Genomic DNA, 11,718 nt, shown 5'->3' with positions numbered 1-11,718 from the left:
CCCCGGCGGTCTCCTCCGGGGACGCCGCCGCCCCCGCCACGGTCCTCCACGCCCTGGCCGCCTTCGCCGCCGACCCCGGCCGCCGTATCGGCCCGCTGGCCGGAGCGGGGGAGCGGGAGACGCTGGAGCTCGACTCGGGGGTCGTGTGGGAGCGTCTCGGCCGTGTTCCGGGTACGGAGGTGGACTTCCTGCTCGTGACCTACCGCCCCGGAGGATCGTCCTCCAGTTCCGGCGGCCTGATGCGGCACGCGGGGTACGAGTACGGCTATCTGACCTCGGGCGAACTCGTTCTCACCCTCGGTTTCGACGAGTACACGCTGCGTCCCGGCGACGCGGTGAGCTTCGAGTCGACAACCCCGCACCGCTACCGCAACGATGGTGAGGAACCGGCTGTGGGCGTCTGGTTCGTGTTCAGTGGTACTTGACACATCCGGGGCGTAGTCGTTCACTCCGGAAGTGGGGGTGGTCACCATGGCGATCCGCACCTTCGGACCCAACGCCGTCGACTGGGAAGAGCGCGTCGACCTGGACCGGCTGCGCAAGGAGCGCCTGTCCCGGCTGCACGGCGCGCTGAACGACTCCTCACTCGGAGCGGTGCTCAGCTTCGACTTCGCCAACATCCGCTACATGTCCGCGACCCATATCGGCACCTGGGCCATGGACAAGCTCATCCGCTTCGCGCTGCTCGTGCGCGGCGGCGAACCGGTCGTCTGGGACTTCGGCTCCGCCGCCCGCCACCACCAGCTCCACAACCCGTGGCTGGACTACAGCGACGGCAAGGAGGGCCCGCCGACCGGAGCCCGCGCGGGCATCTCCACGCTCCGGGGCGCCTTCCACCCGGACGCCGGGATCGCCGAGGACGTCGCCGCGAAGATCGCCGCAGAACTGCGCGAACACGGCCTCGCGAACGAGCCGCTGGGCGTCGACCTCGTCGAGATGCCGATCCTCATGGCCCTGCGCGCCGAGGGCATCGACGTCGTCGACGGCCAGCAGGTCTTCCTCCGGGCCCGCCGCACCAAGACCCGCGACGAGATCTCCCTGCTCGCCCAGGCCTGCGCGATGGTGGACGCCGCGTACGAGGAGCTGTACGGCTTCCTGCGGCCCGGAGTGCGGGAGAACGAGTGCGTCGGGCTCGTCAGCAAGGTCCTCTACGACCTCGGCAGCGAGTACGTCGAGGGCGTCAACGCCATCTCCGGGGAGCGCTGTTCACCGCACCCGCACGTCTACAGCGACCGTCTGATCCGCCCCGGCGACCCCGCCTTCTTCGACATCCTGCACAGCCACCTCGGCTACCGCACCTGCTACTACCGCACGTTCGCCGTCGGCAGCGCCTCCGGCGCGCAGCGCGACGCGTACGTCCGCTGCCGCGAGTACATGGACGCGGCCATCGCCCTCGTACGGCCGGGCGCGACCACCGCCGACATCGTCCGGGTGTGGCCGCGTGCCGAGGAGTTCGGCTTCCCCGACGAGACGGCTGCCTTCGCGCTCCAGTACGGCCACGGGGTCGGCCTGTCGATCTGGGAGAAGCCCATCTTCAGCCGCCTCGTCTCCCTCGACCACCCCGAAGTCCTCGAAGAGGGCATGGTGTTCGCGCTGGAGACCTACTGGCCGGCCGCGGACGGCTGGTCGGCCGCCCGGATCGAGGAGGAGGTGGTGGTCACCGCCGACGGCTGCGAGGTGATCACCAAGTTCCCCGCCGAGGAACTCCTGGTCGCGGGCCGCAAGTACTGGACGGTCGGCGGCGAGCTCAACACCCGCCGCGAGGCCCAGTCCCACCTCAACACCTCGCACGGCGACGGGGCACGCTGATGGAACCGGCCGAACTTCTCGCCGCCTACGAGCAGATGGCCGTCATCCGCCGTACCGAGAAGGCCGCCCACGACCTGTTCCTGCAAGGCCTCGTCAAGGGCACCACCCACCTCGCCGCCGGACACGAGGCCATCGCCGTCGGCGCGAGCGCCGCGCTGCGCCCCGACGACTACGTCTTCGCCACGTACCGGGGCCACCATCATGCGATGGCACGCGGTGCCACTCCGGAGGAGTGCCTGGCCGAACTCATGAGCCGGGCGACGGGGTTGTGCAGGGCCAAGGGCGGCTCCATGCACCTGACCAAGGCCTCCACCGGCATGCTCGGCTCGTACGCCATCGTCGGCGCCCACCTCCCGATGGCGGCCGGGTCCGCCTGGTCCGCCCGGCTGCGCGGCACCGACCAGATCGCGGTCGCCTTCTTCGGTGACGGCGCCACCAACATCGGCGCCTTCCACGAGGCGCTCAACCTGGCCGCCGTGTGGAAGCTGCCGGTGCTGTTCGTCTGCGAGAACAACCTGTACATGGAGTACACGCCGATCGCCGACGTCACGGCCGTGCCCCGGCCCGCCGCCGACCGGGCGCCCGCGTACGGCGTCCCCGGCGAGGTGGTGGACGGCAACGACGTGGTCGCCGTGCAGGAGGTGACGGCCCGGCTCGCGGGGCGGGCCCGGGCAGGAGACGGGCCCGCACTGCTGGAGGCGCAGACCTACCGGCACTTCGGGCACAGCCGTGCCGACCCCGCGACCTACCGTCCGGCCGAGGAGGTCGAACGGTGGCTGAGGCACGACCCGTTGGACCTGGCGCGGGAGCGGCTGGCCGGAATGGGGGTGCCCGAGGCCGTGGTCGGCGAGGCGGACGACCGCGCGACGGCTGTCGTACAGAAGGCTGTCGAGGCGGCGAGGACCGCCCCGCCGCCCGATCCGGGCCAGGCGCTGACCGACGTGTGGGCCGACGGAGGTGCGGCGTGGCGGACGTGATCACCTACCGGGAGGCCGTCGCCGAGGGCATCGCGCGGGAGATGCGGCGCGATCCGGCCGTGGTGTGCCTGGGCGAGGACATCGGCGAGGCGGGCGGGGTGTTCAAGACGACCGCCGGCCTGCTGAAGGAGTTCGGACCCGAGCGGGTGTGGGACACGCCCATCTCCGAACAGGCCATCGTGGGCGCGGCGATGGGTGCCGCGATGACCGGGATGCGGCCGGTCGCGGAGATCATGTTCTCGGACTTCCTCGCCTGCTGCTGGGACTACCTGGCCAACGAGATACCGAAGGTGCGTTACATGACGGGCGGCCAGGTCACCGTCCCGCTCGTCGTGCGCACCGCGAACGGCGGCGGGCTCGGCTTCGGTGCCCAGCACTCGCAGGCGACGGAGAACTGGGCGCTCACCGTCCCCGGACTGAAGATCGCCGCACCTGCCACCCCCGCCGACGTGATCGGCATGATGGCGGCCGCGATCCGCAGCGACGACCCCGTGGTCTTCTTCGAGCACAAGGGCCTGCTCGCGACCAAGGGACCGCCCGCGCCCCCGGACCACGTCGTGGAGCTGGGCCGCGCGGCCGTCGTCCGTGAGGGCGCGGACGTGACCCTGGTGGCCCTCGCCTCGATGGTGCCGGTGGCGCTCGAGGCCGCCGACGTGCTGGCCCGGGAGGGGATCGACGCGGAGGTCGTCGACCTGCGCTGTCTGGTGCCGCTGGACATGAGCACCGTACTCGCCTCGCTGGCCAGGACCTCGCGGCTCGTGACCGTCGAGGAGAACCCGTACCAGGGCGGGTGGGGCGCCACGCTCGTGTCGGTCGTCGCCGACGAGGGCTTCGGCCTCCTGGACGCGCCGCTGAGACGGGTGGCGGGGGAGTGCGTCCCGCTGCCGTTCGCCGACGCGCTGGAGGAGCAGGTCATCCCCACCGTCGGCAAGGTCGTGGCGACCGTACGGGACCTCGCCGCGTACTGAACACCCATGGGACGAACGGGAGGAAGGGCGATGACCAACCGACTGCTTCTGCGCTCCGGACACGTGATCTCGATGGACCCCGGCATCGGGGACCTGCCCGAGGCGGACGTCCTCATCGAGGACGGCACGATCGTGGAGGTGCGGCCCGACATCGGCGCCGACGCCGAGATCCTCGACATGAGGGGCCGCATCATCGTCCCCGGCTTCGTCGACACCCACCGCCACACCTGGGAGGCGCCCATCCGCGGCTGCGCCCCCGACGCCACGCTGGACGACTACTTCGTCGACGTCCTCGACACGTTCGCACCCGTCTACACCCCCGAGGACGTGTACGCGGGCAACCTCGCGGGCTCCCTGGAGTGCCTCAACGCGGGCATCACCACGCTCGTCGACTGGTCCCACATCAACAACACGCCCGAGCACCCCGACGCCGCCCTCCAGGCCCTCGCCGAGACCGGAATCCGCGCCCAGTACGCGTACGGAAGCGCCAACACCTCCCTCTCGGACTACTGGTTCGACAGCAAGATCGCGATTCCCGGCGACGACGTGCGCCGTATCCGGACCGAGTACTTCGCCTCCGACAGCGGCCTGCTCACCATGGCCCTGGCCACGCGCGGCCCCGGCTTCTGCACCAACGAGGTCGTCGCCTCCGAGTGGGGTCTCGCCCGTGAACTCGGCATCCCGATCACGGTGCATGTCGCGATGGGCCGGCTGGCCGGCCGCTTCGGCATGGTCAAACAGCTCCACGACCTCGGCCTGCTCGGCCCCGACACCACCTACGTCCACTGCTGCTACCTCCACGAGGAGGAGTGGCGGATGGTCGCCGACAGCGGCGGCACGGTCTCCATCGCCGCCCAGGTGGAGACCCAGATGGGGCACGGCTGGCCGCCCGTGATGCAGGCCATCGAGCACGGGCTGCGGCCGTCCCTGTCCATCGATGTCGTCACCACCGTGCCCGGCGACATGTTCACCCAGATCCGCGCGGCCTTCGGCGCCGAACGGGCCCGTGTCAACGCCGACTGCTGGCAGGCCAACCTGCCCGTGCCCAGCACGATGCTGACCGCCCGCCGGATGCTGGAGATCGCCACGCTCAACGGTGCCCATGTGGCCGGCCTGGAGGACCGTACCGGCTCCCTCACCCCCGGCAAGCGGGCCGATGTCGTCGCCATCGACGCCACCGCCCTCAACGTGGCACCCGTGCACGACGCGGTGGCCGCGGTCACCCTCAGCGCGGACGTCTCCAACGTGGACACTGTCATCGTCGACGGCGTGATCCACAAGCGCGACGGCAGGCTGCTCGCCGACGTCGACCGGGCGCGCCGCCTGGTCGAGGAGTCGCGCGACCGGCTGCTGGCCGCCGCGGAGGCGAGGAAGCGGCAGGCAGCGTGACCAGCCACGTGGTGCGGCGGGCGGCAACGGCACCTCGGCTCCCGTACGACGAACGGGGTTTCCGGCGCCGGTCCGTCATCGGAGAGGAGGACGGCAGCGTCCACACCGGCTTCGGGCTGTGCGAGCTGCGGCCCGACGGCGCGGTGGGCGCCCATGTCCACTCGTACGAGGAGAGCTTCCACATCCTCTCCGGGACGGTGGTCCTCGACGTGCCCGACGGCTCGTACCTCCTCGAGGAGGGCGACTACGGGCTGCTCCCGACGGGCGTGCCGCACGCCTGGCGCGGGGCCGGGAACGCCGGGAACGCCGGGAACGCCGGGAACACGGTCGCCCGCTGGGCCGACATGCTCGCCCCGGTGCCACGGGCCCGCTACGGGTACGACACGCAGCCGGTGCCCGCGCTGCCGGAGCGGGAGCCCGTACGGATCGACGTCCGCGATCCGCGCACCCGCTCGTTCGGCCACTTCGAGCCCGCGCAGATGGACCCGGGCAAGCAGTCGCAGGACCTCCTCGCCGTGTCGGCGAGCATGCGCACCGCGCTCCTCGTGTACAGCGGGATCACGGTGAAGATGATGGTGGACCCCGACCTGGGGGCGGTCGCCTCGACCATGTTCATGGTCCAGTACGCGCCCGAAGGTGTCGCGGGCACGCACGACCACCCCTTCGAGGAGACGTACCTGATCCTCGAAGGAGCGGTGAACGCCACCTTCGACGGCGAGACGTACCGGCTGGAGGCGGGCGACACGGCCTGGGCGGGCGCCGGTTGCGTGCACGGTTTCTCCAATGCCGGTGACACGCCCGTGCGCTGGCTGGAGACCCAGGCGCCGCAGCCGCCGTCCCGGCACTCGTACCGGTTCACCAGGGACTGGGACCATCTGCGCCAGGTACTGGGGGAGGGGCCATGAGCAGCGGGGAGAGGCCATGAGAAGCAGTGTCGTCGTCATCGGCGGTACGTCCGGGATCGGCCGGGAGTTCGCCCGTCACCGCGCCGCGCGCGGTGACGAGGTCGTGCTCACCGGGCGCGACGCCCACCGGGCCGCCACCGTCGCCAAGGAGACCGGCGCGGCCCGCGGTCTCGGTCTCGACCTGTCCAGGCCGCACGAGATCGCCGGAGCACTCAGGGACGTGGGGCCCGTCGACCAACTGGTCCTCGTCGGGGTCTCCCGCGACCACAACACCGTCACCGAGTACGACATCGACGCGGCACTCCGCCTGGTCACCCTCAAACTCGTCGGCTACACGGAGGTCGTGCACGCACTGCGGCCGAAGCTGCACGACGACAGCGCCATCGTGCTGTTCGGGGGCCAGGCCAAGGAACGCCCGTACCCGGGCGCGACGACGGTGGCCACGGTCAACGCCGGTGTGACGGGCCTGGTGCACACCCTCGCCACCGAACTCGCCCCGATCCGTGTCAACGCCGTCCACCCGGGCGTCGTCGGCGACAGCCCCTTCTGGTCGGACAAGCCCCTCGACGCCCTGGTCGCCCGCACCCCCACGGGCCGGCTGGCCACGATGCGGGACGTGGTCGACGCCGTGGACTTCCTCCTCGGCAACCGCTCGGTCAACGCGGTCGATCTGAGCGTCGACGGGGGCTGGCTGCTGCGCTGAGGAGGCTGAGGAGGGAGGCTCATGAGGGCTCATGAGGGCTCTGGGGCCCGGCCGCGCCGACCCGGCCCGCGCATCGCGGCGGCCCGGTCGGCGCCCGCTGCCGGGTACCGAGCGGCTACTGCGGGGGCTTGAGCGGGTCGTGGCCCACCGTCATCAGACGATGGCGGAGGTGCGTCTCGTCGGCCTCCGGCTCGTTCTCCTCGTCCTGCTGCGCGGTGACCGTGTCCACCACCTCGTACATCACCCGGATGTCGTCGTCGGTGAGGTCCGTGCGCCGTTTCTGCAGGATCGCGAGGACATGCTGTCCGGTGGGCGAACCCGCGTCCTCGGGCAGCGGTTCCGTCTCCTCGCCCGCGTCACGGACCCGCAGCCAGGCCGCGAGCTCCTGGGAGGTCATGTTCACCACGCGGTGGAACTCGTCCCACAGCGCGTCGAGTTCAAGGGCGTCGGTCATGGGGTGCCCCTTTCGTACGTGTTCCGTACGTGTCGCACGTGTTCCGTACGTGACGTCAGCCGCCGTCGCGCGGCCCGTCCTCGGCCTGGAACATCCACCTCTGCTTCTCGAGTTCGGCCGTGAGGGAGATGAGCAGGTCCTGGGTGACCCGGTCGGAGTGCTCGGTCGTCTCGATCCGGGTGCGCAGCCGCCCGATCGCCGTCTCCAGCGCCTCCACGAACAGCCGTACGACCTCGGTGTCCCGCAGCCACCCGTCCTTCGGGCCCTGCAGGGCGAACCGCGTAGCGACCGTCTCCGGGCGGCCGTCCGGGGCGATGCCCAGTGCCGCCGCGCGCTCGGCCACCGTGTCGGCGTACGAGCGTGCCGTGGCCACCACCTCGTCGAGCTGGAAGTGGATCGAGCGGAACCTCGGCCCCACGATGTTCCAGTGGGCCTGCTTCCCGATCAGCGAGAGTCCCAGCAGATCCACCAGGGTGTCCTGCAGGGCCTCCCCGGTGGCCCGGAGGGCGGGCTCGGGGAGCGTACTCGTCACTGCTGTCATCGCGCGCTACTCCTCGTCGTGTGTGTCGTGTGTGTCGTATGGGATGTACGTGCTGTGTGAGCTGTATGGGCTGTCTGAGCCGCATGGTCCGCATGCGTCGTCCGGCGCCGGGGCGCGCCGGCGGCCCCGGAGGTACGGAGCAGCTCGGCGCGTTCCTCCTCGCACAGTCCGCCCCACACGCCCGCCGTCTGACCGCTGCCGAGCGCCCACGACAGGCACTGGCGGATCACCGGACAGCGCGCACAGACGCGCTTGGCGGCGGCGATGTCCCTGAGCGCCGGCCCCGACGTGCCCACGGGGAAGAACAGATCGGGGTCCTCTCCCACGCACGACGCTTTCCGCAACCACTCCATGCGGGCGCGGGTGCCCAGGACGGATGGGTGAAAACTCGGCATCCCGCCAGGGGAACGAGAGGGGCCGGAAACGGCCCCCGGGGAGACCGGCCCGCCGGATTCAGCTCGCCAGAACGCGGTCCACGAAAGCCGTCACGTCCGCCAGGACCTCGTCCTTGTTCGTCTCGTTGAACACCTCGTGCCGGGCGCCCGGATAGACGCGTTCGACCTGGTCGGGGCCGCGCAGTTCGCCAACTCCCGTGCGACTCGCGGGAAGCGGCACGATCCGGTCGTCGTCGCCGTGCACCCACAGCAGGGGAAGCGCACCCACGTCCCCGCTCTTGGAGACCGTCTCCAGGGTGCGGACGAACGCCTCCAGCGTCGGCCTCCTGAACGGGCCGTGCCACACCAGCGGATCGGCCGCGTACACGGCACCGACCTCCGGGTCGCGGGACAGCAGCCCGGTGTCGATCGGCACGTCCGGCAGCTCGTCGTACGCGAGCAGCGCGCGGGGCAGCTCCCACGTACCGAGTACCGGACCGGACAGCACGAGCGCGGCCAGCCCGGTTCCGTACCGCTGCGCGTACCGCGCCGCGATGAGCCCGCCCATGGAGTGCCCGATCAGCACCACCGGCACCCCGGGGTACGCGGCCCGCGCCAGCTCCTCCACCGCGTGCACGTCGGTGACCACGTCCTCGAAGTCCTCGATCAGCACCCGCTCGCCCGCCGACTTCCCGTGCCCCATGTGATCGGGCCCGAACACCGCCGCGCCATGGGCGCCGAGCACACCCGCGACGTACTCGTACCGCCCGATGTGCTCCCCGTACCCATGGACCAGCAACGCCACATACCGCGCCCGCTCGCACGGCCACTCACGTACGACGACCCTTCCCCTGGTGCCGTCGAGGGTGTGCTCCCGGTGCCCGTACCGCTCACGCGCGTCGGCCATGACTCCTCCAGCTGCGTCGGCGAAGGTCCTCGGGCGATCTTCCCAGGGCTCCGGACCCCGGTCCACGGCGCGTGACCTGGGCACAGGTCCGGGACGCCGGCGGCCGGGCCGCCGCCGGGGAAGGGCTGCCGGCCGGGAGGTCACCCCGCCCGCCGGAGGCCACCTGCCGAGACGGTCCTGCCGTGCCGAGATACGTGCGCATAGCATCGGTGGTCGCATGGACACGATGACGCTCTGGCACATGACCCCGCTCGAATTCGCCGCGCTCGCCTTCGCGGCCCTGCTCGTCGGCTTCTCCAAGACGGCGGTCAGCGGGGCCAACACGGTCAGCCTCGCGATCTTCGCGGCCGTTCTGCCCGCCCGGGCGTCGACCGGCGTGCTGCTGCCGCTCCTGATCGTCGGCGACGTCCTCGCCGTGGTCACCTACCGGCGCCATGCCCACTGGCCCACCCTGTGGCGGCTGTTCCCCGCCGTCGGCGCGGGCGTCGTCCTCGGCACGGTCTTCCTGCTGTGGGCCGACGACGGGATCGTACGGAACTCGATCGGCGTGATCCTGCTCTTCATGGCCGCGGTCACGGTGTGGCGCCGCCGCACCTCCGAACGGCAGGAGGACCCCGACGAGGTGACCACCCGGGCGGGCCGCGTCAAGGCCCGTTCGTACGGCATCCTCGGAGGCTTCACCACGATGGTCGCCAACGCCGGCGGCCCCGTGATGTCGATGTACCTGCTCTCGGCGGGCTTCCGGAAACTCGGCTTCCTGGGCACCTCCGCCTTCTTCTTCCTCATCGTCAACGTGTCCAAGGTGCCCTTCAGCGCCGGCCTCGGCCTGATCGACGGCCCCTCACTGCTCCTCGACGCGGCCCTCGCCCTGTTCGTGGTGCCGGGGGCGTTCCTCGGCAAGTGGGCCGTGCACCGCATCAACCAGCGCCTCTTCGAGCAACTCGTCATCGCGGCGACCGTGGTGGGCGGCGTACAGCTCCTGGTCCGCTGACCGGCCGCCCGTACCCTCGACGCCATGCCCCAGCCACGCCGCCCGTTCCACGTCCTCGTCCTCGGCGGCACCACCGAGGCACGTGAACTCGCCGCATCGCTCGCGGCCCGCCCCGGCGTACGGGTCACCACGTCCCTCGCGGGCCGGGTGACCCGGCCCGGCGCGGTCGCCGGAGAGGTACGTGTCGGCGGTTTCGGCGGCGCGGAGGGCCTCGCGGCCTGGCTGCGCGAACACGAGGCCGACGCGCTCGTCGACGCCACCCACCCCTTCGCCTCGGCCATCACGGCGAACGCGGCCCGGGCCGCGGCCGCGACCGGCGTCCCCGCCGTCGTCCTGCGCCGCCCCGGCTGGCGCCCCGGCCCCGGCGACCGCTGGCACCCGGTGGACTCCCTCGCCGAGGCCGCCGCACTGCTCCCGCAGCTGGGCCGCCGTGTCTTCCTCACGACGGGCCGCCTGGGCCTCGCGGCCTTCGCAGGCCTGACCGAACCGCACTTCCTCGTGCGGTCCGTGGAGGCCCCCGACCCGCCGATGCCCCCGCACACCGACGTCCTGCTGGCACGCGGCCCGTTCACGGCCGACGGCGAGAGGGCGCTGCTGCGCGAGCACCGTATCGACGTCCTCGTGACCAAGGACAGCGGGGGAGAGGCGACAGCGGCGAAACTCGTGGCCGCCCGCGATCTCGGCCTGCCGGTCGTCGTCGTACGCCGGCCACCGCTCCCCGAGAGCGTGCTCGCCGCGCCGGACGTACCGGCCGTGCTGGCCCGGCTGGGCCTCACCCCGCCATGACCACCGAGGGGCCCGCGGCCGGGGAACCCGGGGAACCCCCGTACCCGGCCCTCAGCCGCCGTCCCCCCGCGCATGCCTGCGCAGCAGGTAGGTGTCCATGATCCAGCCCTTGCGCTCGCGCGCCTCGGCACGCAGACGCTCGATACGGGGGGCCGCCTCGGCGATCGGACCGGAGGCGAGGATCTCGTCGGGGGTGCCTATGTACGCGCCCCAGTAGATGTCGATGTCCTGGTCCACGTACTGCCGGAAGGTCTGGTGGGCGTCGAGCATGACCACCACGTCGTCGACGCCCTCCGGGAACCCCTCGGCGAGGCGGCGCCCCGTGGTGATCTGGACGGGCCGGGCCACCCGGTTCAGCCCCGTACGATGCCGGGCCACGAGCGCCGACACGCTGCTGACGCCCGGCACCACGTCGTACTCGAAGGCCACCGCGCCCCGGCCGAGGACCTCCTGGAGAATCCCGAGCGTGCTGTCGTACAGCGCGGGGTCGCCCCACACCAGGAACGCGCCGGTCTCGTCCTCGCCCAGCTCCTCGCCGATGAGCCGCTCGTAGATGTCGGCGCGGGCACTGCGCCAGTCGCCGACCGCCGGCGAGTACGCGGCACCCCCGGCGCTCCGGTCCCTCTCCGGGTCGCGCGCCTCGACCAGCCGGTACGTCCCCTCCGGTATGTGCGCCTCCAGGAGGTCATGGCGCAGCTGGACGAGGTCCGACTTCACCTCGCCCTTGTCCAGGACGAAGAACACGTCGGTGCCCCTCATCGCCTTGACCGCCTGCAGGGTCAGCTGGTCGGGGTCGCCCGCCCCGATGCCGATGACATGAATCGTTCGCACACCCCGAGTCTGCCGTACACCACTGACAGTGCCCGCACCGAGTCACCCGAGCCCGTGGCCGCGTGCCCGCACAGACCCGCCCC

Annotated in this window: 13 protein-coding genes and 1 pseudogene; 9 read left to right on the top strand and 5 right to left on the bottom strand. The window is 71.7% G+C overall.

The window, feature by feature from the left end; all coding sequences use genetic code 11:
* From FNH04_RS30690 to FNH04_RS30660, 7 genes are all read left to right on the top strand, one after another.
* Positions 1-425, top strand: a 425-nt coding sequence (locus tag FNH04_RS30690; RefSeq protein ID WP_152789034.1) for a cupin domain-containing protein, incomplete at its 5' end; no start/stop codon positions are given.
* 46 nt (positions 426-471) lie between these two features.
* The gene (locus FNH04_RS30685; RefSeq protein WP_152789033.1) at positions 472-1,809 is read left to right on the top strand and encodes a M24 family metallopeptidase; all 1,338 of its coding nucleotides are present in this window, start codon (positions 472-474) and stop codon (positions 1,807-1,809) included.
* On the top strand, positions 1,809-2,786 hold the full coding sequence (locus FNH04_RS30680) for a thiamine pyrophosphate-dependent dehydrogenase E1 component subunit alpha (protein WP_152789032.1): 978 nt from the start codon (positions 1,809-1,811) through the stop codon (positions 2,784-2,786). The genes FNH04_RS30685 and FNH04_RS30680 overlap by 1 nt, the downstream gene beginning before the upstream one ends.
* Positions 2,774-3,754 carry an alpha-ketoacid dehydrogenase subunit beta gene (locus FNH04_RS30675; RefSeq protein ID WP_322724299.1) on the top strand — a complete coding sequence of 327 codons (981 nt, stop codon included), beginning with the start codon at positions 2,774-2,776 and terminating at the stop codon, positions 3,752-3,754. Before FNH04_RS30680 ends, FNH04_RS30675 begins: the two co-directional genes overlap by 13 nt.
* A gap of 30 nt (positions 3,755-3,784) precedes the next feature.
* Positions 3,785-5,143, top strand: a complete 1,359-nt coding sequence (locus FNH04_RS30670; protein WP_152789031.1) for an amidohydrolase family protein — start codon at positions 3,785-3,787, stop codon at positions 5,141-5,143.
* Positions 5,140-6,048 (top strand): cupin domain-containing protein, encoded by a 909-nt coding sequence (locus FNH04_RS30665; RefSeq protein WP_322724296.1) that lies wholly within the window; start codon positions 5,140-5,142, stop codon positions 6,046-6,048. Before FNH04_RS30670 ends, FNH04_RS30665 begins: the two co-directional genes overlap by 4 nt.
* A gap of 16 nt (positions 6,049-6,064) precedes the next feature.
* On the top strand, positions 6,065-6,751 hold the full coding sequence (locus tag FNH04_RS30660) for an SDR family oxidoreductase (RefSeq protein WP_152789030.1): 687 nt from the start codon (positions 6,065-6,067) through the stop codon (positions 6,749-6,751).
* 115 nt (positions 6,752-6,866) lie between these two features.
* On the opposite strand, the gene FNH04_RS30655 is transcribed toward FNH04_RS30660, so the two are convergent.
* From FNH04_RS30655 to FNH04_RS30640, 4 genes and pseudogenes are all read right to left on the bottom strand, one after another.
* Positions 6,867-7,205, bottom strand: a complete 339-nt coding sequence (locus tag FNH04_RS30655) for a DUF3140 domain-containing protein (RefSeq protein WP_152789029.1) — start codon at positions 7,203-7,205, stop codon at positions 6,867-6,869.
* A 55-nt stretch (positions 7,206-7,260) separates the two neighbouring features.
* A complete protein-coding gene (locus FNH04_RS30650) occupies positions 7,261-7,746 on the bottom strand; it encodes a Dps family protein (RefSeq protein ID WP_152789028.1) in 486 nt (161 codons plus the stop codon).
* A gap of 107 nt (positions 7,747-7,853) precedes the next feature.
* Positions 7,854-8,099: pseudogene (locus FNH04_RS48045) on the bottom strand (WhiB family transcriptional regulator); the annotation flags it as partial.
* 100 nt (positions 8,100-8,199) lie between these two features.
* On the bottom strand, positions 8,200-9,027 hold the full coding sequence (locus tag FNH04_RS30640) for an alpha/beta hydrolase (RefSeq protein WP_152789027.1): 828 nt from the start codon (positions 9,025-9,027) through the stop codon (positions 8,200-8,202).
* A gap of 217 nt (positions 9,028-9,244) precedes the next feature.
* Here FNH04_RS30640 and FNH04_RS30635 point away from each other — a divergent pair, with 217 nt between their 5' ends.
* Positions 9,245-10,018: a sulfite exporter TauE/SafE family protein gene (locus FNH04_RS30635; protein ID WP_152789026.1), complete on the top strand. Its 774-nt coding sequence runs from the start codon at positions 9,245-9,247 to the stop codon at positions 10,016-10,018.
* 24 nt (positions 10,019-10,042) lie between these two features.
* Positions 10,043-10,804, top strand: a complete 762-nt coding sequence (locus FNH04_RS30630) for a cobalt-precorrin-6A reductase (RefSeq protein WP_152789025.1) — start codon at positions 10,043-10,045, stop codon at positions 10,802-10,804.
* A 51-nt stretch (positions 10,805-10,855) separates the two neighbouring features.
* Here the strand turns inward: FNH04_RS30630 and cobF are convergent, their stop codons facing one another.
* Positions 10,856-11,635, bottom strand: coding sequence for a precorrin-6A synthase (deacetylating) (gene cobF / locus FNH04_RS30625; protein ID WP_322724293.1), 780 nt, complete (start codon positions 11,633-11,635; stop codon positions 10,856-10,858).
* Between the last annotated feature and the right edge of the window lie 83 nt (positions 11,636-11,718).

Source organism: Streptomyces phyllanthi (genome assembly GCF_009377205.1).
GTDB lineage: Bacteria > Actinomycetota > Actinomycetes > Streptomycetales > Streptomycetaceae > Streptomyces > Streptomyces phyllanthi.
This window is presented reverse-complemented; position numbering and strand designations above follow the sequence as displayed.

Excerpts from the sequence above, each read along its gene's own strand:
- FNH04_RS30670 (WP_152789031.1), top strand. The coding sequence starts at position 3,785 with ATGACCAACCGACTGCTTCTGCGCTCCGGACACGTGATCTCGATGGAC.
- FNH04_RS30635 (WP_152789026.1), top strand. The coding sequence starts at position 9,245 with ATGGACACGATGACGCTCTGGCACATGACCCCGCTCGAATTCGCCGCG.
- FNH04_RS30630 (WP_152789025.1), top strand. The coding sequence starts at position 10,043 with ATGCCCCAGCCACGCCGCCCGTTCCACGTCCTCGTCCTCGGCGGCACC.
- FNH04_RS30655 (WP_152789029.1), bottom strand. The coding sequence starts at position 7,205 with ATGACCGACGCCCTTGAACTCGACGCGCTGTGGGACGAGTTCCACCGC.
- FNH04_RS30680 (WP_152789032.1), top strand. The coding sequence starts at position 1,809 with ATGGAACCGGCCGAACTTCTCGCCGCCTACGAGCAGATGGCCGTCATC.
- FNH04_RS30685 (WP_152789033.1), top strand. The coding sequence starts at position 472 with ATGGCGATCCGCACCTTCGGACCCAACGCCGTCGACTGGGAAGAGCGC.
- FNH04_RS30640 (WP_152789027.1), bottom strand. The coding sequence starts at position 9,027 with ATGGCCGACGCGCGTGAGCGGTACGGGCACCGGGAGCACACCCTCGAC.
- FNH04_RS30650 (WP_152789028.1), bottom strand. The coding sequence starts at position 7,746 with ATGACAGCAGTGACGAGTACGCTCCCCGAGCCCGCCCTCCGGGCCACC.
- FNH04_RS30660 (WP_152789030.1), top strand. The coding sequence starts at position 6,065 with ATGAGAAGCAGTGTCGTCGTCATCGGCGGTACGTCCGGGATCGGCCGG.